We start from the raw sequence: 22,199 nt of genomic DNA on the forward strand, positions 1-22,199 counted from the left end.
AAAGAGATTAGAATGCTACGTCTAACCCTAACCAGTAACGACGTCCATCTTCGACGTACCCATATTCTTTGTAGTTGATGTCTTCATCGAACAGGTTGTAAATCGCACCTTTGATCTTGGTGTTATCCGTCAACTGATACGTTACGCCGGCATCTACAAACGTATAAGCAGGTTCAACGATGCTGTTGCGTGATGGGCCAGTGACGGGATCCATTTCTTTTCCTCGGTAGGTCACTTTCGTCCAGCTCTCTAGGTTGTCTGTTGTTTGCCAAGTGACATCAACATTAAACAGGTGCTTTGGAAGTTGCTGAAGTGGCATGCCTTTGTATTCACCCGTTTTTTGCTCCGAGTCGGTAAAGGTATAGCTTGAGCTTAAGTAGATAGTCTCGGTTAGTGGTTTCGCCAACGTTGCTTCTACACCCTGAGTAACAGCTTCATCCACATTAATGCGGTAAGTAGGATCTGCCCCCCATTGGTTTGGGCCATCCGTACAAATTGTATCTGGGCACACCACGCGAGTGATCTTATCTTTAAACTCATTGTGGAAGGCGGTTAACGTCACATCAAGACCAGAATCACCTTGGTAAAGCACACTGATTTCTTTGTTCAGTGAAGTTTCCGGATCCAAATCTGGGTTACCATAAATATTGCCGCCACCACTGACTTGCGCCCAACCTGGGGTAATTTCACGTAACTGAGGAGAGCGGAAGCCTGTCGCCACACCGCCTTTGACCGTCCAAGCAGGATCAACACGCCACACACCATACACTCGCGGACTAAAATGCGCGCCGTAGTTTTCATCGTGATCCAAACGACCACCTAATGTCAGACTAAAAGGTTCTGCGATCTTCCATTCATCTTCGATGAACACAGCCCATTGTGTATTTGATGCTTTCGTTTTAGATGATGCTTTGTTGGACGTAAAATCTTCCAACTCGGCATGCGTCGCATCGACACCAGTTGTCAGTGTATGCGCGCCCAGCCCTTTAACTAGACTGGATTTAAACGTGGTATTTACAATAGTCATTTCGCGAGATTTGTTTTCACTCTCCTCGCGCTGCAAGTAGGTATCAGAGTTACCCAATAACTCCCACTCCGCGGTGTGACTAAGCGTAACGTAGTTGCGACGGTATTCATTCAATGAATCTTCACAGCCTCTACGACAGCCCGTCGTAGGTACAGAAAGACCAACATTACCGCGACGACTTTGTGCCGATGTACCACCCTCTAACTGCACAGAGTGACGGTCATTGATTTGATAGATCAGTTTTGAAGAGATGCTCTGCATATCTTTGTCTTCATAACCATAATCAATGTCATCTTCTTCCCTTGCGGTGTATTGACCATAAACCTGTAGCAACAAGTTTTCTGCAAGAGGGCCATTTACAAAGAAGTTCGCACTCTGTTCACCACCAGAACGGCTGTTTTCTTGGATAACCGTCCCCAGCTGCACATTACCTGTCCACTCAAGCGCATCTTTACGGGTGATCACGTTAATCACACCACCAATCGCATCGGAACCATATAGTGTCGACATCGGGCCACGGATCACTTCGATTCGCTCAATGGCTTGAAGTGGTGGCAACCAACCTTGTTCAATACCAGGGCCATCGCTATTTGGGCGAGTTTCGCGAGTACTTTGGCGCTTACCATCCACAAGAATTAACGTGTACTTAGAGCCCATACCACGAATGCTGATATCGGTTGTATCACCACCACCAGTCACAACAACACCCGGCACACTTTTCAGTGCATCAGTCACGTCGCGGTAGTAGCGCGAGTCCAATTCTTCTCGCGAGATAACACTAATACTTGCAGGCGCATCCGCTTGGGATTGCTCATAACTTGACGCTGTCACCACGACGGTTTCCATTTTAGAAACTGAGTCGTTAGCAAATACATGAGGGACACTGACGAAGGCTAAAACACCAGTTGCAGTTAGCACTGGCAGTCTAAGAGTGGACATCTACATCTCCATAATTGATAATGATTATTATTTTCGAAGTGGAATTATTCATAAATAGAATGAGATGCATAGTGAGAGTTATGGAACGGTTCTTCCCATATATGGAATCCGTACATAACGCAGTAAGGAGTAAGATATGCACGACTTAGCATCAATTCGTGCTTTTGATGCGCTTAACCAACACAAAAGTTTGACCGCAGCCGCCAAAGCATTGAATCAGCCGAAATCCACCGTGAGCCGCCGCTTAGCACAATTAGAAGCCGACTTTGGCCAAGCGCTAACAACTCGACAAGGCAACCGCTTGATTCTGACACGCGCAGGGGAGATTTTTGCCGACTACAGCCGCCAGATCCTAGAGCTCAGCGAGGAAAGTTATGAGGCGCTTCAAGGCTTAAATAATCAAGTATCAGGCTCTCTACATATCGTTTGCCACGCAGCGTTAGTTCGCAGTTGGTTAGGCGATGTGCTCAATGAATTTCTGGCGGAGAACCCTGACGTCAGAGTCCAGCTCACCAGTGATTTTTCCGATACACACCACGATCCAGATTTGTTTATCTGGCTAGGTGAACACAAAGGGCTGGATTGGCGCAAAGAAACGCTTGGCGTATTTCGTTACACCCCATTCGCGTCGCCAAACTACATCGGAAAACATGGCCCCATCCACCACCCGAGAGAACTAAACAAACATCCGTGGATAGATTTTGGGTCGATACAAGAGAATGGTTTGCTACTCTCGCACCCAGAACAAGGGGAGTTTTTTCTAGAGCCATTTGTCAGCCGACTCTATAGCGACAACATTGCTATGCAGATCGATAGTATCGCCAACGGACACGGCATTGGTCTCTTGCCAACTTGGACTGCACAAGGGTATGAGAAACATCACCCCGGCCGTATCACCCCATGCCTTGAAGGCTGGCTTTCAGAGCCAATAACGATCAACTGTTATACACCAGCAGGGCGTCATCCTCTTCGCTTATCCGTACTGCTTGAAGATATTCACCAAAGTATTCCGCTAGATTGGAAATATTGAGACAAATAAAAAGGCCATCAACATGATGGCCTTTTCTCACAACCGCTCAACAGAGTCGGTTTAAACAACTGTCTCGATTACGCTAGTAGTTCTTTTGCTGTGTTCACTACGTTTTCTACAGTGAAACCAAACATTTCGAACAACTGGTCAGCAGGTGCAGATTCACCGAATGTTGTCATACCGATGATGCGACCGTCGAAACCAACGTACTTGTACCAGAAGTCTGCGATGCCCGCTTCAATAGCGATACGAGCTGTTACGTCTGATGGTAGAACTGCTTCACGGTAAGCTGCGTCTTGTTTGTCGAATGCATCTGTTGATGGCATTGAAACCACGCGTACTTTCTTACCTTCTGCTGTTAGTTGTTCAGCGGCTTTCACTGCTAGCTCAACTTCAGAGCCTGTTGCGATAAGGATTAGCTCAGGCTTACCTTCACTGTCTTTCAGGATGTAAGCACCTTTCGCGATGTCTGCGACTTGCTCAGCGCTGCGTGGTTGTTGCGCTAGGTTTTGACGAGAGAAGATAAGTGCTGTTGGTGCATCTTTACGTTCAATCGCTAGTTTCCATGCTACAGCAGACTCAACTTGGTCACATGGACGCCATGTGTTCATGTTTGGAGTCAAACGTAGAGACGCCATTTGCTCAACTGGTTGGTGAGTTGGGCCATCTTCGCCAAGACCGATAGAATCGTGTGTGTACACTTGGATGTTCTGAATTTTCATCAAAGCAGCCATACGCATTGCGTTACGAGCGTATTCCATGAACATTAGGAATGTTGCGCCGTAAGGAACGAAACCGCCGTGTAGTGCGATACCGTTCATAATAGCAGTCATACCAAATTCACGTACACCGTAGTGGATGTAGTTACCAGAGAAGTCGTTCGCTTCTAGAGACTTAGAGCCCGACCACATGGTTAGGTTAGAAGGTGCTAGGTCAGCAGAGCCGCCCATAAATTCTGGTAGCATTTGACCGAAAGCTTCTAGAGCATTTTGAGATGCTTTACGTGACGCAATGTTTGCTGGGTTTGCTTGAAGATCAGCAATGATTTGGTTTGCTTTCTCTTCCCACTCTGCAGGAAGTTCGCCGTTTAGACGACGCTTAAGCTCTGCTGCTTCTGTTGGGTAAGCCGCTGCGTATGCTTCGAACTTCGCGTTCCACGCCGCTTCTTTTTCAGCGCCAGCTGCTTTTGCATCCCACTCTGCGTATACATCAGCAGGGATTTCAAATGCAGGGTGTTCCCAACCTAGGAATTCACGCGCTGCTGCGATTTCTTCCGCGCCTAATGGTGCACCGTGACAGTCGTGTGAACCAGATTTGTTTGGAGAACCAAAACCGATGATAGTCTTCGTACAAATTAGCGTAGGACGAGGGTCTGCTTTTGCAGCTTCAATCGCTGCGTTGATTGCTTCAGAATCGTGACCATCTACTGCTGGAATTACGTGCCAGCCGTACGCTTCAAAACGCTTAGGTGTATCGTCAGAGAACCAACCTTCAACGTGACCATCGATAGAGATGCCGTTGTCATCCCAAAATGCGATCAGTTTACCTAGACCTAGCGTACCAGCAAGAGAACATGCCTCATGCGAGATACCTTCCATCAGACAGCCATCCCCCATGAACACGTAAGTGAAGTGGTCAACGATGTCGTGGCCTTCTTTGTTGAATTGTGCTGCTAGCGCTTTTTCTGCTAGAGCCATACCAACAGCGTTCGTGATACCTTGACCTAGAGGGCCTGTTGTCGTTTCGATGCCTGGTGCGTAGCCGTACTCTGGGTGACCTGGAGTCTTAGAGTGAAGCTGACGGAAGTTTTTCAGATCATCAATAGATAGCTCGTAACCGCTCAAGTGCAGTAGAGAGTAGATCAGCATAGAACCGTGGCCGTTTGAAAGTACAAAACGGTCGCGATCTGCCCACTCTGGGTTAGCTGGGTTGTGGTTTAGGTGAGAGCGCCAAAGAACTTCAGCGATATCAGCCATACCCATAGGTGCGCCTGGGTGGCCAGAGTTAGCTTGTTGAACACCATCCATGCTTAGAGCACGAATTGCATTGGCAAGATGTTTACGAGACGACATGTCTGCTCCTGAGTACATTAAGCGAAACGAAAAAAGAGGTCACAATTCTCTCAAAGCCAAGTGGGGTGTGCAAACGTTTTCCAACCCAAAACCTCACAAATATTGCACCTTTCAGTTCAAATACATCGAAGTTCTAAAAATTATCAATAATTCAAGCAAACGTTTGGTTATAACAAAAACCAAAAAAGAGCTTGTAATTCGAGCAATCAAAATTAGAATAGACGTCTAGATGTAGATACACCTACAAATATTAGTATTAATTTGCGCTGGGGAGTTTATCATTCCTCAGTTTTAAACCAGATATAGTGGAGCTAACATGGCTAAGCACCTGTTTACTTCTGAGTCAGTATCAGAAGGTCATCCAGATAAAATTGCAGACCAGATTTCTGATGCGGTTCTTGACGCGATTCTAGAGCAAGATCCAAAGGCTCGTGTTGCATGTGAGACTTACGTTAAAACCGGTATGGTAATGGTGGGTGGTGAAATCACGACTTCAGCATGGGTTGACATCGAAGAGTTAACTCGTGAAACCGTTCGTGAAATCGGCTACGTACACTCAGATATGGGCTTTGACGCGAACTCTTGTGCAGTTCTAAACACAATCGGTAAACAGTCTCCAGATATCAACCAAGGTGTTGATAAAGCTGACCCTAAAGAGCAAGGTGCAGGCGACCAAGGCATCATGTTTGGTTACGCATGTAACGAAACTGAAGTACTCATGCCAGCGCCAATCACTTACTCTCACCGTCTTGTTGAAAAGCAAGCAGAAGTTCGTAAAAACGGCACACTACCTTGGTTGCGTCCAGACGCAAAATCTCAGGTAACGTTCCAGTACGACCAAGGTAAGATTGTTGGTATCGATGCTGTTGTTCTTTCAACTCAGCACTGTGATTCAATCTCTACGCCTGACCTACGTGAAGCAGTAATGGAAGAGATCATCAAACCTGTTCTTCCTGCAGAGTGGATCAGCAAAGACACTAACTTCTTCATCAACCCAACCGGTCGTTTCGTTATCGGTGGCCCAATGGGTGACTGTGGTCTAACTGGTCGTAAAATCATCGTAGATACTTACGGCGGTGCAGCTCGTCACGGTGGCGGTGCATTCTCTGGTAAAGATCCATCGAAAGTAGACCGCTCTGCAGCTTACGCAGCACGTTACGTAGCGAAAAACATCGTAGCGGCTGGTATGGCTGACCGTTGTGAAATCCAACTTTCTTACGCAATCGGTGTTGCTGATCCAACGTCTATCATGGTTGAAACGTTTGGTACCGAGAAAGTATCTCACGACATCATCATTGAAGCGGTTCGTCAATTCTTCGACCTACGTCCATACGGTCTACAAGAAATGCTTAACCTACTTCAACCAATCTACAAGAAGACAGCAGCATACGGTCACTTCGGTCGCGAAGAGTTCCCATGGGAAGCGACTGATAAAGCTGAGCTTCTACGCGATTTCGCTGGCATCAAGTAATCGAGCCACGCAAGAATCAACAAAGCCCTCGCCTTATGGCGGGGGCTTTTTGTATCGAACATTCCTCCCTCCCCTTGCCGAACAAAAATTCAGCAATTATTTGTAAATTCCCCTATCACCGCCAATAGTTAACATAATGTTAAATGCACTTTTCGATGCATATAACACCGAGTAATAAGATGTAGGTTCACGTGGTGAAGTCCGTGATTAAAACACGTAAACCAAACATCCTTTTGTATGGCTCGATACCAAGTCACTGTACTCCTTAATATAACCATTGAGATGGTCGAGTACTGACGACCTTGGTAAGCGTTGACACCGTGGGAATTAATCAAGGAGGAGTTATGCCTCGTACCGTGAATCCATCTGACTTCCAAAGCAAACGAAAGGAAGTACCAGATAATGAATACGCCAGAACCATTCCGTGTAACACCGTCAATCTGAGTGCCCCCTTTCATTGGTTAGCTCTGGGGTTACATGATTTCGTACGTATGCCTCTCATCAGTGCTTTTTACGGCATCTGTTTTATGGCAGCAGCGATTGGTATTGTGCTTCTGGTGCAATGGCAAGGCACACACTTAGTGGTGATGCCAAGCCTCATCGTCTATATGCTCATAGGTCCGTTTTTAGCACTGGGTCTTTATGATGCGAGTTGGGAGAGAGAACGTGGGCACAAAGCGCGCCTGCTCCATTCCATGAAAGCGATTGGTCGTAACTCCAGCTCACAATGGGCGTTCGCAGTATTGCTCGCCGTCTGTATGATTTTCTGGATGCGTATCGCTGCGCTGCTCCACGCGTTGTACCCATCCGTACAAGGCGCACCACTGACTGAGTTTTTGCCTTTTCTGGTCATAGGTTCATTGGTTGGATTCGTGTTGGCGTGTACCGTATTTAGTATCTCTGCATTTTCGATTCCATTAATGATGGAGCGCCGTGTCGACATGATGACAGCGGTGTTTACTAGCTTTAACGCGGTGAAATCCAATATTCCGGCCATGATTGTTTGGGCAGCGATTATTTGTGGCGGTATCTTGATTGGCTTTGCTACCTACGGAATCGGTATGTTGTTTACCATGCCAATTTTGGGCTACGGTACATGGCACGCCTACCATGCAACCATCAAGAAAAAACACACGCCTTAACGGACAAATGCTATGATTCAGCCCTCGCCAACGCGGGGGCTTTTTATTGAATACACCGGAGTATGGATGGACATTGAACTGAGTTATAAAGCCAAGCAAGTCATGGCTGATTGTATCTCTTTGGCACAGCAAGTATTTAAGCGCTCATTCCCTATCCCAAGCATCACATTCAACGTTCGCGGCAAAGCAGCGGGAAAAGCCTACCTTCAATTAAATCAGATTCATCTCAACCCTATTTTATTTAGAGAAAATCCACAGGCGTTTTTGGAAGAAGTAATTCCTCATGAAGTCGCCCACTTAATCACCTACCAAGTGTACGGCCGAGTTCGACCACACGGAAAAGAGTGGCGGGGCGTCATGGAATCCGTATTTGGTATTCCTGCCAACACCACACACCGCTTTGAAGTTACCTCAGTCCAGGGTAAGACGTTTGAGTATCGTTGCGGCTGCATGACCTACCCGCTCTCGATTCGCCGACATAATAAAGTTCTGCGCAAAGAGGCAGCCTACTCCTGTCAAAAATGCCACCAGCCTTTGAATTTTACAGGTGTTCAACTTTCTTAATCTCGCCGGTGAGAAACAGCGGCGATCACTTGTTTATTTTTATTATTAACAGACTCATTACGAAAGCCAATCTCTGAGTGGTAGAATGATTAAAGTCATACTTTTTAAAGACTTTAATCATGAAATACTTGTTTACTCTGTTTCTCTTTGTTCTTTCTAGTTCCGCTTTTTCTGCCCCTCCTAGCTCATTTTCTGCCGCCAAACGTGAAGCGGTGAAAATCTATCAAGACCACCCAAGCAGTTTTTACTGCGGTTGTGATATCCAGTGGCAAGGCAAAAAAGGCGTTCCTGACTTAGCCTCTTGCGGTTACCAAGTTCGCAAACAAGAAAAACGCGCAGCTCGCATTGAATGGGAACATGTGGTTCCTGCTTGGCAATTCGGCCACCAGCTCCAGTGTTGGCAAAGCGGTGGGCGCAAAAACTGTTCGCGCAACGACACGGCCTTTAAACTCATGGAAGCGGATTTACACAACCTGACCCCAGCGGTTGGTGAGGTGAACGGAGACCGTTCTAACTTCAACTTCAGCCAATGGAACGGCATGGATGGTGTCAGCTATGGCCGCTGCGACATGCAAGTGAACTTCAAGCAACGCAAAGTAATGCCACCCGACAGAGCTCGCGGCTCGATTGCTCGCACTTACTTGTACATGAGCAAGGAGTACGGATTCAAACTATCCAAACAGCAAACTCAGCTAATGAGTGCTTGGAACAAAACCTATCCGGTAGACAAATGGGAATGTGAGCGTGATGAGCGCATCGCCAAAGTACAAGGTAACCACAACCCGTTTGTTCAAGAGGCTTGCCGCGCACTGTAAAAACACAAGCGCACCCGAGCTTTGTTTGAGGCGTTTCCTTCATTCGAAACGCCTCTTGCCCCTTGTTTTTTCGGTGGAAAGCATCCATGTTAGGAACTAAGTTTATTCTCTTGCTGGAAATCTCATGCGTATCCCTCGAATTTATCATCCAGAAACCATTCATCAACTTGGTACCATCGCTTTAAGCGAAGACGCTGCAGGCCATATCGGCCGAGTACTTCGCATGAAAGAAGGCCAAGATGTTCTATTATTTGACGGCAGTGGCGCAGAGTTCCCAGCAGTGATCAGTGAAGTCAGTAAAAAGAACGTTCTCGTTGACGTAACTGAGCGCGTCGAAAGCAACATTGAATCCCCTCTCGACTTACATCTTGGCCAAGTCATTTCACGTGGCGATAAGATGGAGTTCACCATCCAGAAATCAGTAGAGCTTGGCGTTAATACCATCACACCACTTATTTCTGAACGTTGTGGCGTAAAGCTGGATCAAAAACGTTTTGAGAAAAAGCTCGCGCAGTGGCAGAAGATTGCGATCAGTGCGTGTGAACAATGTGGTCGCAACGTAGTACCAGAAATTCGCCCAATCATGAGCTTGGAACAGTGGTGCCAAGAAGAGTACGATGGTCTAAAGCTCAACCTTCACCCTCGTGCAAAATACTCAATCAACACCCTGCCGACACCTGTAGAGAAAGTGCGTCTTCTGATCGGCCCTGAAGGCGGTTTGTCTTCAGAAGAGATCGACATGACTCGCGAATACCAATTTGAAGAGACGCTACTCGGCCCGCGCGTTCTACGCACCGAAACTGCGGCTCTGACAGCAATTACAGCCTTACAAGTTCGTTTCGGCGATCTTGGTTAAAACGGAGAAAAATAATGATCAAACTCGGTATTGTAATGGACCCAATCTCGTCCATTAACATCAAGAAAGACTCTAGCTTTGCCATGATGCTTGAAGCGCAACGCCGCGGCTATGAAATCCACTACATGGAAATGAACGATCTTCACCTAGACCAAGGCAAAGCGATTGCCGACACTAAAGTGGTTGAGCTGAAAGAAGATCCAAACGGCTGGTACGAGTTCAAATCTGAGCAGACGATCGAACTGTCTGAGCTCGACGCGGTGCTCATGCGCAAAGATCCTCCGTTTGATACCGAGTACATCTACGCGACTTACATTCTTGAGCGTGCTGAAGAACAAGGCGCATTGATCGTTAACAAACCTCAAAGCCTACGCGACTGCAACGAAAAACTGTTTACCGCTTGGTTCCCAGAACTTACGCCAACCACAATCGTGACACGCAAAGCAGAAAAAATTAAAGCCTTCCGTGAGGAGCACGGCGATGTGATCCTCAAACCTCTTGATGGTATGGGCGGCGCTTCAATTTTCCGCGTAAAAGAAAACGATCCAAACGTGTCGGTGATCATCGAAACGCTGACTAACCATGGTCAAAACTACGCGATGGCGCAAACCTTCGTGCCAGACATCAGCAATGGTGATAAGCGTATTCTTGTTGTTGACGGTGAACCGATGCCTTACTGTCTTGCGCGCATTCCTGCTAAAGGCGAAACGCGCGGCAACCTAGCTGCTGGTGGTACTGGTGAAGCTCGTCCACTAAGCGAAACAGATATGAAGATTGCTCAAGCTGTTGCTCCGACTCTAAAAGAAAAAGGGCTTATCTTTGTTGGTCTTGATGTGATTGGCGACAAGCTAACTGAAATCAACGTGACTAGCCCAACTTGTATTCGTGAAATCGAAGCGGCATTCGACATTTCTATCACTGGCAAACTGATGGATGCCATTGAACGTCGTGTGAAAGGCGAATAACTGAATTTATAGTACAGTTATAGTAGAGAACCAGACATTATCTTAAGCAAACTCATGCACATAGTCGCGAGTTTGCTTAAGTGCATTTACGAGTCTTAAAGGTCGGTATGAGAATGAACCTCACAAACCATTTTTTAGTAGCCATGCCTGGAATGAAAGATCCGTATTTCCAGAATAGCGTTATCTACGTTTGTGAACATAACGAAGAAGGCGCTATGGGCCTGATGATCAACGCGCCTGTTGATATCACCGTTGGCAACATGCTCAAGCAAGTTGACGTGCAGCCTGTTCACCCGCGCCTGTTTGAAGCCAGCTTAGATAGACCCGTCTACAATGGCGGTCCAATCTCAGAAGACCGTGGTTTTATTCTACATAAACCGAAAGATTACTATGAATCCAGCATTCAAATGACCGACGACCTTGCTGTCACCACTTCACGAGATATTCTTTCCGTATTGGGGACAGAGGCTGAGCCAAGTGACTATTTGGTTGCTCTTGGTTATTCCGGTTGGAGTGCTGGTCAGTTAGAAAATGAACTGGTTGAAAACTCTTGGCTAACCATCGAAGCCACACCAGAAATCATCTTCGATACGCCCATTACAGAGCGCTGGAAAAAAGCGGTAGAAAAGCTAGGTATCGACCCAAGCCAATTGTCGGCAGACGCAGGTCATGCGTAACGCAACCGCCTTCCTTAACTTCCACTTCATTAAGATTTGAGACACTGTATGTCACGCACAATAATGGCCTTCGATTTCGGTACTAAAAGTATTGGTAGCGCGATTGGTCAAGAAATCACTGGCACCGCTTCACCACTGAAAGCGTTTAAAGCCAATGATGGCATTCCAAATTGGGATGACATAGAAAAACAAATTAAAGAATGGCAACCAGATTTATTGGTCGTAGGCCTGCCAACGGATTTACATGGTAAAGATTTAGAAACCATCACCCCGCGTGCGAAAAAATTTGCGAAGCGTCTGCAAGGTCGTTATGGCTTGCCTGTTGAATTGCATGATGAGCGCTTATCAACTTCAGAAGCGCGCGCAGAATTGTTCAGTATGGGTGGCTACAAAGCCTTATCGAAAGGCAATATCGACTGCCAATCTGCCGTGGTCATTCTGGAAAGTTGGTTTGAAGCGCTTTGGGGCGAATAAACCTTGCAAGCACAATGAAAAAGGTTGGCAGAAGCCAACCTTTTTTGTGTCTTTAATACGCTTAATCCATATCGATTTTGACGTTGGCAAGACTGCCTGTAGAGAACGGCTCACCACGCTGTGTTTTCAGCATTAAACGAAGATCGTTGGCTGAATCCGCACTGTGCAATGCATCCTCTTCGCTGATCTTACCTTGCATCACCAGCTTGTAGAGCGATTGGTCAAACGTCAGCATACCAAACTCATTGGATCGTGCCATGGTTGACTTCAATTCGTGTAAATCACCACGACGGATCAAATCCGACACTCGTGGACTGTTTAGCAAGATCTCAAACACACCATGACGCCCTTGACCATTCTTATCACGGATCAGCTGCTGACCAATCACGCCTTTTAAGTTCATCGACAAATCAAACAAGAATTGCTCTTTTTGATCTTTAGGCACCAAATGGAGAATACGTTCTAACGCTTGGTTGGCGTTGTTGGCGTGCAACGTTGCCATACACAAGTGACCCGTTTCGGCGAAGGTCATCGCGTATTCCATCGTTTCTCGGCTACGGATCTCACCAATCAAAATCATATCAGGCGCTTGGCGCAACGAGTTTTTCAGTGCGACTTCATAACTTTCGGTATCCAAGCCCACCTCACGCTGAGTCACGATACAACGCTTATGCTCATGCACAAATTCGATCGGATCTTCGACCGTCAAGATGTGACCGGTTTTGTTGCTGTTTCGATAGCCCGTCATCGCCGCCATCGTGGTCGATTTACCCGAGCCAGTCGCGCCGACCACCAGCACCAAACCACGCTTGGCAATCGCTAAGTCTTGCAGCACTAAAGGCAATTTTAACTGCTCAAAAGTAGGAATAATGGTTTCGATACGGCGAATGACTGCTCCCGGCAGTTCTCGCTGAAAAAAAGCACTAATACGGAAGCGACCACAATCTCTGACGATAGCAAAGTTTGATTCGCGGCTTTTGCGAAACTCCTGACGCCGATCCGGATCCATTGCGCTATCAAGCAACTTTGCAACATCATGTTCGGTGAGTTTCTCCCCTTGCGGACGCAATTCGCCATCCACACGAAATAGAATTGGCGCACCAACCGTGATGTAAAGATCCGACGCTTTTAGCGTCAACATACCTTCAAGAAATTTATTCAGATCCATCTTCCGTATTCACCATTATCTGTATGAGCGTTACGAGAATTGCTGCACTTCAAGCCCAATCTTGCTGTCGACTTCTTCGCGTGAAACCATACCTTGCGCCATCAACTGACGGGCATTTTGTTCCATGGTTTGCATTCCATGCGCGGCACCCGTTTGAATGATTGAGTACATCTGCGCGACTTTGTCTTCGCGAATCAAGTTACGAATCGCGGGCGTTGCCATCATGATTTCGTGACAAGCGATACGACCACCGCCATTACGTTTCAACAGTTTTTGCGCGATAACTGAACGAAGGGATTCAGACAACATGGAACGCACCATGTCTTTGTCGCTACCTGGGAACACATCGATGATACGGTCGATGGTTTTTGCTGCTGAACTGGTGTGCAACGTACCGAAAACTAGGTGACCCGTTTCCGCCGCCGTTAACGCTAGGCTGATGGTTTCTTTGTCACGCATCTCACCGACAAGGATCACATCCGGGTCTTCACGCAATGCGCTGCGTAGCGCGTTTTGGAAGCTATGGGTATCACGGTGAACCTCACGTTGGTTGATCAAACACTTATTGTTGTTGTGAACAAATTCAATCGGATCTTCAATTGTGAGGATATGCTTGTTGTGATTACGGTTAATGTAGTCAACAATGGCTGCTAAGGTTGTCGATTTACCAGAACCCGTTGGGCCAGTAACCAAAACCAAACCTTTTTCAGCATTCGCGATTTTTTTGAAGATCTCTGGCGCTTCTAGCTCCTCCAGAGTTGGGATGCTACTTGGAATGGTACGGAACACTGCCGCACAACCGCGAGATTGGTTGAAAGCGTTGACACGAAAACGGCCAACGTTATGCAATTCAAAAGAGAAATCGACTTCGAGTTTTTCTTCGAACTCACTGCGCTGGGCATCGTTCATGATTTCAAAAACCAAACGATGCACTTCTTGGTGTGTAAACGCTGGAATGCCCAGTTTTCTCACATCACCATCAATACGAACCATTGGTGGTACACCTGCAGAAAGATGTAGATCCGAAGCATTATGTTTTACACTAAAATCCAGTAACTCAGTGATATCCATTTAAAATCCTTAAGTCTAAAGTACAGCTATGAGTAGTATTCAACAAAATATTGAACATATCACCTCTCAAATTCGACGCGACGAACAAAAATGTGGTCGATCTCCAGAGTCAGTGCAACTTCTAGCGGTAAGCAAAACTAAACCTGTCGAGGCAATTCTCGAAGCCTACCAAGCGGGACAAACCGCGTTTGGTGAAAACTACGTCCAAGAAGGCGTCAGTAAAGTTCAGCACTTTGCCGAGCATTATCCAGATAATCGAATCGAATGGCACTTCATTGGCCCGATTCAATCGAATAAATCGCGACTTGTTGCTGAACATTTCGATTGGGTTCACACCATTGATCGCGCTAAGATCGCACAGCGACTCAATGAGCAACGTCCGCAAGAACTCAAACCATTGCAAGTGCTGATTCAAGTCAACACCAGTGGTGAAGATTCCAAATCTGGCGTTAGTGACGCAGAAATATTCGAACTGGCTGAGTTGATTTCTCGCCTTCCCAACCTCACTTTAAGAGGATTGATGTCGATTCCTGCGAACGTGTCAGACTACGACGCCCAGCTTCGTGAGTTCGAGAAGCTAGCGACACTGAAGCAAACCCTTGAACAGCAATACCCAGAAATCGATACCTTATCGATGGGCATGAGTGGCGACATGACCGCTGCGATTGAAGCAGGCAGCACCATGGTTCGTATCGGAACGGCTATCTTTGGCGCGCGAGACTACAGCACGAAAAGTGAATAGTCATTTAAGAGCGAAAATGCTTAATTGATACCGCGATGAAACAGCGGTTAACGCAAAGCGGCGCCATTATACACCTGAGCGCACAATAAATCGTAAATATCATGATGGAAATCAGACAAATGGAACATAAAAAGATCGCCTTTATCGGTGCGGGAAACATGGTCAGAGCCATTGTTTCTGGCCTCGTGGCTAACGGCTACCCTGCACAAAACATTGTTGCAACCGCCCCATCAGAGGCGCGTCGTCTGCCGCTTGAGCAAGATTTTGGTATCCGCACCACCAGCGACAACATGCTGGCAGCGTCCGAGGCCGATGTGGTGGTTCTGTCTGTGAAACCACAAATGATGGCGGATGTTTGTAAACCTCTGCAATCTATCGACTTTAGCAACAAGCTCGTGATTTCTATTGCGGCAGGCATCAATTGTTCACGTTTGGATGAGATGCTAGCGACAAAATTGAATTTGGTTCGCGTCATGCCAAACACTCCATCTCAGTTGGGTTTGGGCATGAGTGGCTTATTCGCTCCAGAACATGTCAAAGAACAAGACAGAGCCTTTGCCGCAGAACTGATGCAAGCGGTTGGTAAAGTTTGCTGGGTGGAACAAGAATCTGGCATCAACAATGTGATTGCAGCCGCAGGCAGCGCTCCGGCATACTTCTTCCTGTTTATGGAAGCGATGCAAGCTGAAGCGATAGCTCAAGGTTTTGATAAAGAAACGGCTCGTTTGTTGGTTCAACAAGCAGCGCTGGGTGCGGCAAGTATGGTGGTGAGCAATCCAGACACTGAACTGTCGACACTGCGTGAAAACGTGACTTCGAAAGGCGGCACAACCGCCGAAGCACTTCGTACATTCAACGAACATCAGTTAACGGACATCGTTGCAAAAGCCATGCAAGCTGCGGTTGCTCGCGCAGAAGAAATGGAAAAACTGTTTTAATTATCTGGATGATTCTCAAGAAACATCATCCACTACTTGTTAAGGGTACCTTATGAATTCAATGAGTTTTCTCATCTCAACCCTATTTGACCTGTATATCATGGTCGTGATTTTGCGAATTTGGTTGCAAGCTGCACGTGCAGATTTCTACAACCCGTTCTCGCAATTTATCGTAAAAGCGACTCAGCCAGTCATTGGCCCACTGCGTCGTGTTATTCCATCTATCGGCAATATTGACCTTGCAACGGTTCTGTTCGCTTACGTGCTGTGTGTATTGAAATTTGTCGCGCTGATTTTGATTGCGTCTAACGGCTCTGTCTCTTTTAGCGTTGATTTCCTATTCTTAGGTTTGTTATCGCTACTAAAAGCTGCTGGTGGCCTTCTGTTCTGGGTATTGTTGATTCGCGCAATCCTAAGCTGGGTAAGCCAAGGCCGTAGCCCAATTGAATACGTGTTCCATCAATTAACCGAGCCAATGTGCGCACCAATTCGTCGCGTGCTTCCTGCTTTTGGCGGCTTGGATTTGAGCGTGCTGGTTCTGTTCATCGGTTTGCAATTCGCAAACTTCTTGATGGGCGATATCATTGGTCCTGTTTGGTTCCAACTGTAATGTCCGCAGCAGTTTGGCAAGATGGCGAGGACATCGTCCTTAAGCTTTATATTCAACCAAAAGCAAGCCGCGATAAGATCGTCGGCTTGCACGGTGAAGAGCTCAAAATCGCCATCACTGCACCGCCTGTCGATGGCAAAGCCAATGCTCACCTCACTAAGTTCTTAGCCAAGCAGTTCAAAATCGCTAAGGGTTTGGTTCACATAGAAAAAGGTGAACTAGGACGGCACAAACAAATTCGGATAGAATCGCCCGTACAGATACCCGCTGAAGTAAAAGCCATCTTATGATGGCTTTTTATTTATAATTTTGTACCACACTTACTAGTACCAACTATCGGACATGCTTTTTTAACCTGCCACTCGGGTAAAAGTGCAACTATGGTTGGCTCATAACGAGTGCTTTGAGGAAGTAACAATGAGCAAATGGATTACCGCATTACTGATCAGTCTGTTGTCATTACCGACCTTTGCTGAACAGTTCAAAAACATGAAAGACATCGAAGTACACTATGTAGCTTTTAACTCGACTTTCCTGACACCTAAAGTCGCTCGCAGCTACGACATCAAACGTAATGGTTACGTGGCTGTAGTGAACATCAGCGTATTAGACAGCGCCTCTTTAGGTAAGCCAGCGGTCGAGGCGAAGGTAGGCGGACACGCGAAAAACTTAATAGGCCAAACTCAAAAATTAACCTTTCGTGAAATTAAAGAAGGCGAAGCCATTTACTACTTAGCTGAGCTGCCAATTACTCACGAAGAAACTTTTACCTTCGATATTGACGTTAAAGCTGGAAACAAAGGCTCAGGTAAGCTTAAATTCACCCAGAAATTTTTTGTCGAAGAGTAATTGGGTTGTGATGATCTAAATGCTTTTTGATCTAAGTAGGCCAAAAGCCTCTATCAGTTCCAGAATATCTAGAGGAGAACGATTTGTTCTCCTCTATCACTATTAAAAGAGATTCCCATGAAAAAAATTGTGCTAGCAACAGGCAACCAAGGCAAAGTTCGCGAGATGGCAGATCTACTGTCTGACTTCGGTTTTGAAGTATTAGCGCAAAGTGAATTCAACGTATCAGAAGTTGCTGAAACGGGCACCACGTTCATTGAGAACGCAATCATTAAAGCTCGCCATGCCGCGCAAGAAACTGGCTTACCAGCGATTGCAGATGATTCTGGTCTGGAAGTCGATTTCCTAAAAGGTGCACCAGGCATCTACTCAGCTCGTTACGCCGGCGAAAAAGCCTCTGACCAAGAAAACTTAGAGAAATTGCTAGCCGCAATGGAAGGCGTGCCAGAAGCAGAGCGTACCGCGCGTTTTCACTGCGTATTGGTATTGATGCGTCACGAAAACGATCCAACACCTATCGTTTGTCATGGCAAATGGGAAGGTCGCATTCTGACTGAAGCACATGGCGAAAATGGCTTTGGTTACGACCCTATCTTCTTCGTACCAGAAGATAACTGTGCGTCAGCAGAGCTAGAGCCGGCACGTAAAAAGCAGTTGTCTCACCGCGGTAAAGCACTGAACTCACTGTTTGCTCAGTTATCAGCGCAAACCGCACAGTAAGATCGAGTGAACTTGTCCATGTTAACGCCCCCAGCACTCAGCTTGTATGTACACATCCCATGGTGTGTACAAAAGTGCCCTTATTGCGACTTTAACTCCCATGCGCTTAAAGCGGAGATCCCAGAAGAAGAGTACATCAGTGCCCTTCTAGAAGATCTGGATACCGATATTGATAAGTACCGCTTAAATGACGCACCGCGTCCGCTGCATTCCATCTTCATTGGCGGTGGTACGCCAAGTTTGATTTCTGCAGAAGGCATTGAGCGTTTGCTAAAAGGCATCGAAGCGCGAATTCCATTCAAGCCAGACATTGAAATCACTATGGAAGCAAACCCTGGCACCATCGAAGCAGAGCGTTTCGTGGGTTATCGTAAAGCGGGGGTCACGCGAATTTCCATCGGAGTTCAAAGCTTTGAGCAGGAGAAGTTGGAGCGTCTAGGACGAATTCATGGTCAAGGCGAAGCCGTTAATGCAGCGAAACTTGCCCATCAAATTGGTTTGAACAGCTTTAACCTCGACTTAATGCACGGCTTACCCGATCAAAGCATCGAACAAGCGCTAGCCGATTTGGACAAAGCGATTGAGCTCGCACCGCCGCACCTGTCTTGGTATCAGCTCACCATCGAACCAAACACCATGTTCTACTACAAGCCACCGACACTGCCAGATGACGATGACTTGTGGGACATCTTCGAACAAGGGCATGAAAAGCTAGCAGCAGCAGGTTACGTTCAGTACGAAATCTCTGGCTACAGCAAACCGGGCTATCAGTGTCAGCACAACCTGAATTACTGGCGCTTTGGTGATTACCTCGGCATCGGCTGTGGCTCACACGGCAAATTGAGTTTCGCTGATGGCCGCATCATTCGTACCACGAAAGTGAAGCATCCTCGTGGCTACTTGGCAGCTTATCAAAATATGGTAAAACCGTATTTGCATACCGAGCAGCTCGTTGCCGATGAAGACCGCCCATTTGAGTTCTTCATGAACCGCTTCCGCTTGATGGAAGCGTGTCCGAAGCAAGATTATGTGGATACCACGGGCTTACCGCTCAGTAGCATTCAAGACACCATCAACTGGGTGTTAGAGATGAGCTATTTGAGTGAAACGGAGACGCACTGGCAGATCACCGAGAAAGGAAAGCTGTTCCTCAACGACTTACTTGAAGCCTTTATGGCAGAAGAAGACGAAGAGTAAACCACGCGAACTACAGAAAAGCCTCTCAGACGAGAGGCTTTTTGTATAGAAACAGTTAACACTAAAAAATCGAACGGCCAATTCGCTCAGAGAGCAGTTCCAGTGCTTTCGTACCCGCCAGCGAGTTCCCTGACGCATCAAGTTCTGGAGACCAAACCGCAATGGTCATTTCACCCGGCACTACGGCAATAATACCGCCGCCAACGCCAGATTTACCCGGCATACCCACACGGTAAGCAAACTCACCGGCACCATCGTATAAACCACAAGTTGCGAGCAATGCATTCAGTTGCTTCGTTTGTGTTGGTGACACCACTGGCTTGCCCGTTTGCACGGAAGTGCCTTTGTTGGCTAGGTAGCTAAAGGTTTTTGCTAAGTCCACACAGCTCATCTTTAAAGCACAGGCATGGAAATAGTTTTGCAGCACAGGAATAACCTCGTTTTCGAAGTTCCCGAATGAACGCATTAGGTAAGCAATCGCCGCGTTGCGATCTCCGTGCATCATTTCCGACGCGGCCACGACTTTGTCGTAGACAATGTGAGTATCGCCCGACAACTGACGAACAAACTCAAGTAAGCGCTGACGAGGTGCAGACAAACGACTTTGCAGCAAGTCAGCCACAACAATTGCACCCGCGTTAATAAACGGGTTGCGTGGAATACCCTGTTCCATCTCCAACTGAATCAGCGAGTTAAACGCCTGACCTGATGGCTCTTTACCAACTCTTGCCCAAATTTCTTCTTGTTTGTACAAGCACATGGCCAACGTTAGGCTCAGTGCTTTCGAAATAGACTGAATAGAAAAAGACTCATCGGCATCGCCAGCCTTAATCACTTCACCTTCATTGGTGTATACCGCAATAGCTAATTTATTATTCGGTACTTTTGCCAGAGCCGGAATATAGTCCGCCACTTTTCCTTGGCCGATCAAAGGGCGCACTTCCGCCAGAATATCTGTCAAAATTTCCGCTGTCGGTTTCATTGTCTACCTTCTTGTCACAAGAGTATTCGCTCAGAGGTAAAAAAAGCCAACAGAGCGTTGGCTTTTCATCGGATTCGTTATCGAAGATTCTATTATGGTTTCACTGCCACAATAATATTGCGGTTGATAGATTGATCAACACGGTGAAGATAACCGATGTAAGGCTCTTCTGAAAGTACCTTCCACCCTTGCTCTTCAAATAATGCCGCGACATCTTTCCATTTCAACGTGAATTCATTGAAAGACAGCACTACAGAACCTTGTTTTTTCAGCACCACTTTCCATGCAGGCAGAGCCTCTTTCAAAAGCTCTAGTGGGCTACGGTTCAGCTTGCTGTCTTTGGCATTTTTGCTACCGTGCTGCACACCATAAGGTAGGTCAGACACCATGACGTCAACCGAGTTTTTCTTCACAACTTGGTCAGCGATACGGGTATCTGCTGAATACAACTTCATGGTTTGAAGATTACCCTGGAGGTAGTCTTCTTTACTTGCAGCCGCTTCAACAACGAAGCCATCTGCCACTTTCTTGCCACCAGAAGTGCGCTTTTCTTTGCTCACTTTGTGCTTGAAGCGGCCATTCTTCATAAACTTAACGATGAAGGTTTGGATCTCTTGAACCCACTTCTGGTTGATCTCCACACCCACGACATTCAAGCCATGGATCAAACCTTCAAACAGTGTTGTACCCTTACCACACATTGGATCCATCAGCGTTAGCTGCGTGCTGTCAGTATTTGCAGCACTCACGCCAAGGTTAACCATCAAGCGAGTAAACTGCTCATTGGTTTTGCCGGTATAACGCAGGATCTGGCTCATGCTCTCAGGGAAAGTATTGAATGCAGGCGCCTGAATTGGACGAAGCAAACCATCTTCACGCACTTCAAACAGCGCGTAATAGATAGAAGATGCGGCAATCTTACGAGACTGCGCTTCACTTAACGCTTGCTCACAAGAAAACACCAGCGCCGCAGGTAAACCCACGTCTTTGCTGCCAATTTCAGTCACTTCAACACCTTCAGAGGCCAAAATCGCTTTAAGCTCTGAGCATGCAATGGTCATTGCGCTATCAAAGTAAATTCGGTTGTGACCCGGATTCGCTAATATCGCGTAGTGGTACATCAACTGACTCCTTAAGCAGTGCGTTTGTATTTAATATCCCACACACCGTGACCTAGACGGTGACCACGAGCTTCAAACTTCGTCAGTGGACGATCTTCAGGACGAGGAACAAAGTCACCGTCTTGCGCAATATTTTCGAAACCTGGCGCTTGGTTCATGATTTCAATCATGTGCTCTGCGTAGTTTTCCCAGTCTGTTGCCATGTGGAAAATGCCTTCGTTCGGGATAAGCTTTTGACGAACCATTTCAGCAAACTCAAGCTGCACGATACGACGCTTGTGGTGACGCTTTTTGTGCCAAGGATCTGGGAAGAATAACTGTAGCGTAGCAAGGCTGTCATTTGGGATCATGTGCTCAAACACTTCAACCGCATCGTGACACATTACGCGAAGATTAGTGATACCCGCTTCGCGTGCATCTGAAAGACAAGCACCAACACCTGGGCTATGTACTTCAATACCGAAGAAGTTTTTCTCAGGTGCATTCTTTGCCATTTCAACTAATGAAGCACCCATACCAAAACCGATTTCTAGTACGACTGGATTATCGTTACCAAACACTTCTTTCCAATCAAGAAGTTCTGCTTTGTAGTCGATACCCATTGTTGGCCAGCACTCGTTCATCGCGTTCTCTTGGCCTTTCGTTAGACGACCTTCGCGACGTACAAAGCTGCGGATTTTACGGATCAGCTTGCCGTCTTCGTTGTATTCGTTAGTGGTTACTTCACTCATTGATTTTGCCTGCACATTGATTAATCAAAGCGGGGATT

At 46.7% G+C, this 22,199-nt stretch carries 23 protein-coding genes; 16 read left to right on the top strand and 7 right to left on the bottom strand.

The annotated features are described in order from the left end of the window. Positions 1 to 7 precede the first annotated feature (7 nt). The gene (locus DYB02_RS14955; protein ID WP_029806135.1) at positions 8 to 1,966 is read right to left on the bottom strand and encodes a ligand-gated channel protein; all 1,959 of its coding nucleotides are present in this window, start codon (positions 1,964 to 1,966) and stop codon (positions 8 to 10) included. A 136-nt stretch (positions 1,967 to 2,102) separates the two neighbouring features. Between DYB02_RS14955 and DYB02_RS14960 the strand changes: the two genes are divergently transcribed. After that, positions 2,103 to 2,996, top strand: coding sequence for a LysR family transcriptional regulator (locus DYB02_RS14960; protein ID WP_029806136.1), 894 nt, complete (start codon positions 2,103 to 2,105; stop codon positions 2,994 to 2,996). Positions 2,997 to 3,073: 77 nt separating this feature from the next. On the opposite strand, the gene tkt is transcribed toward DYB02_RS14960, so the two are convergent. Further along, positions 3,074 to 5,068, bottom strand: coding sequence for a transketolase (gene tkt / locus DYB02_RS14965; protein ID WP_046269193.1), 1,995 nt, complete (start codon positions 5,066 to 5,068; stop codon positions 3,074 to 3,076). 316 nt (positions 5,069 to 5,384) lie between these two features. On the opposite strand from tkt, the gene metK reads away from it, so the two are divergent. From metK to ruvX, 8 genes are all read left to right on the top strand, one after another. Further along, a complete protein-coding gene (gene metK, locus DYB02_RS14975; RefSeq protein ID WP_005461723.1) occupies positions 5,385 to 6,539 on the top strand; it encodes a methionine adenosyltransferase in 1,155 nt (384 codons plus the stop codon). Between the two features lie 344 nt (positions 6,540 to 6,883). Continuing rightward, positions 6,884 to 7,681: a DUF2189 domain-containing protein gene (locus DYB02_RS14980; RefSeq protein WP_029805629.1), complete on the top strand. Its 798-nt coding sequence runs from the start codon at positions 6,884 to 6,886 to the stop codon at positions 7,679 to 7,681. A 66-nt stretch (positions 7,682 to 7,747) separates the two neighbouring features. Beyond that, a complete protein-coding gene (locus tag DYB02_RS14985; protein WP_029805631.1) occupies positions 7,748 to 8,245 on the top strand; it encodes a SprT family zinc-dependent metalloprotease in 498 nt (165 codons plus the stop codon). 119 nt (positions 8,246 to 8,364) lie between these two features. Continuing rightward, a complete protein-coding gene (gene endA / locus DYB02_RS14990) occupies positions 8,365 to 9,060 on the top strand; it encodes a deoxyribonuclease I (RefSeq protein WP_005493878.1) in 696 nt (231 codons plus the stop codon). A gap of 124 nt (positions 9,061 to 9,184) precedes the next feature. Further along, positions 9,185 to 9,916: a 16S rRNA (uracil(1498)-N(3))-methyltransferase gene (gene rsmE / locus DYB02_RS14995; RefSeq protein ID WP_017449132.1), complete on the top strand. Its 732-nt coding sequence runs from the start codon at positions 9,185 to 9,187 to the stop codon at positions 9,914 to 9,916. A gap of 14 nt (positions 9,917 to 9,930) precedes the next feature. After that, entirely contained in the window at positions 9,931 to 10,881 is a 951-nt protein-coding gene (gshB, locus tag DYB02_RS15000) for a glutathione synthase (RefSeq protein ID WP_005425823.1), read from the top strand. 113 nt (positions 10,882 to 10,994) lie between these two features. Beyond that, entirely contained in the window at positions 10,995 to 11,558 is a 564-nt protein-coding gene (locus tag DYB02_RS15005) for a YqgE/AlgH family protein (protein WP_005461717.1), read from the top strand. 48 nt (positions 11,559 to 11,606) lie between these two features. Further along, positions 11,607 to 12,032 carry a Holliday junction resolvase RuvX gene (gene ruvX / locus DYB02_RS15010; protein WP_005461715.1) on the top strand — a complete coding sequence of 142 codons (426 nt, stop codon included), beginning with the start codon at positions 11,607 to 11,609 and terminating at the stop codon, positions 12,030 to 12,032. A gap of 61 nt (positions 12,033 to 12,093) precedes the next feature. On the opposite strand, the gene DYB02_RS15015 is transcribed toward ruvX, so the two are convergent. Together DYB02_RS15015 and DYB02_RS15020 are read right to left on the bottom strand one after the other, a co-directional pair. Next, positions 12,094 to 13,200, bottom strand: coding sequence for a PilT/PilU family type 4a pilus ATPase (locus DYB02_RS15015; protein WP_021454419.1), 1,107 nt, complete (start codon positions 13,198 to 13,200; stop codon positions 12,094 to 12,096). 30 nt (positions 13,201 to 13,230) lie between these two features. Further along, positions 13,231 to 14,271: a type IV pilus twitching motility protein PilT gene (locus DYB02_RS15020; protein WP_005461712.1), complete on the bottom strand. Its 1,041-nt coding sequence runs from the start codon at positions 14,269 to 14,271 to the stop codon at positions 13,231 to 13,233. A gap of 28 nt (positions 14,272 to 14,299) precedes the next feature. Here DYB02_RS15020 and DYB02_RS15025 point away from each other — a divergent pair, with 28 nt between their 5' ends. From DYB02_RS15025 to hemW, 7 genes are all read left to right on the top strand, one after another. Then, on the top strand, positions 14,300 to 15,013 hold the full coding sequence (locus DYB02_RS15025; protein WP_005461710.1) for a YggS family pyridoxal phosphate-dependent enzyme: 714 nt from the start codon (positions 14,300 to 14,302) through the stop codon (positions 15,011 to 15,013). A gap of 119 nt (positions 15,014 to 15,132) precedes the next feature. Further along, positions 15,133 to 15,951 carry a pyrroline-5-carboxylate reductase gene (gene proC / locus DYB02_RS15030; RefSeq protein ID WP_005482485.1) on the top strand — a complete coding sequence of 273 codons (819 nt, stop codon included), beginning with the start codon at positions 15,133 to 15,135 and terminating at the stop codon, positions 15,949 to 15,951. Between the two features lie 52 nt (positions 15,952 to 16,003). Further along, positions 16,004 to 16,561, top strand: coding sequence for a YggT family protein (locus DYB02_RS15035; protein ID WP_025796429.1), 558 nt, complete (start codon positions 16,004 to 16,006; stop codon positions 16,559 to 16,561). Continuing rightward, positions 16,561 to 16,851 carry a DUF167 family protein YggU gene (yggU, locus tag DYB02_RS15040; protein ID WP_005482461.1) on the top strand — a complete coding sequence of 97 codons (291 nt, stop codon included), beginning with the start codon at positions 16,561 to 16,563 and terminating at the stop codon, positions 16,849 to 16,851. The genes DYB02_RS15035 and yggU overlap by 1 nt, the downstream gene beginning before the upstream one ends. Before the next feature lie 127 nt (positions 16,852 to 16,978). Beyond that, positions 16,979 to 17,410, top strand: coding sequence for a DUF4426 domain-containing protein (locus tag DYB02_RS15045; protein WP_005461703.1), 432 nt, complete (start codon positions 16,979 to 16,981; stop codon positions 17,408 to 17,410). Positions 17,411 to 17,527: 117 nt separating this feature from the next. Further along, positions 17,528 to 18,130 carry an XTP/dITP diphosphatase gene (locus DYB02_RS15050; RefSeq protein ID WP_021822221.1) on the top strand — a complete coding sequence of 201 codons (603 nt, stop codon included), beginning with the start codon at positions 17,528 to 17,530 and terminating at the stop codon, positions 18,128 to 18,130. A gap of 18 nt (positions 18,131 to 18,148) precedes the next feature. Beyond that, positions 18,149 to 19,327 (top strand): radical SAM family heme chaperone HemW, encoded by a 1,179-nt coding sequence (hemW, locus tag DYB02_RS15055; protein ID WP_029805641.1) that lies wholly within the window; start codon positions 18,149 to 18,151, stop codon positions 19,325 to 19,327. 61 nt (positions 19,328 to 19,388) lie between these two features. Here hemW and glsB read toward each other — a convergent pair whose 3' ends face one another. The 3 genes from glsB to trmB all read right to left on the bottom strand — a co-directional run bounded on the left by glsB (position 19,389) and on the right by trmB (position 22,161). Beyond that, entirely contained in the window at positions 19,389 to 20,309 is a 921-nt protein-coding gene (gene glsB / locus DYB02_RS15060) for a glutaminase B (RefSeq protein WP_005482494.1), read from the bottom strand. 92 nt (positions 20,310 to 20,401) lie between these two features. Beyond that, on the bottom strand, positions 20,402 to 21,430 hold the full coding sequence (locus DYB02_RS15065) for a TRM11 family SAM-dependent methyltransferase (protein ID WP_005482466.1): 1,029 nt from the start codon (positions 21,428 to 21,430) through the stop codon (positions 20,402 to 20,404). Between the two features lie 11 nt (positions 21,431 to 21,441). Then, a complete protein-coding gene (trmB, locus tag DYB02_RS15070; RefSeq protein ID WP_025510552.1) occupies positions 21,442 to 22,161 on the bottom strand; it encodes a tRNA (guanosine(46)-N7)-methyltransferase TrmB in 720 nt (239 codons plus the stop codon). Positions 22,162 to 22,199: the final 38 nt, after the last annotated feature.

Source organism: Vibrio parahaemolyticus (genome assembly GCF_900460535.1).
GTDB classification, from domain to species: domain Bacteria; phylum Pseudomonadota; class Gammaproteobacteria; order Enterobacterales; family Vibrionaceae; genus Vibrio; species Vibrio parahaemolyticus.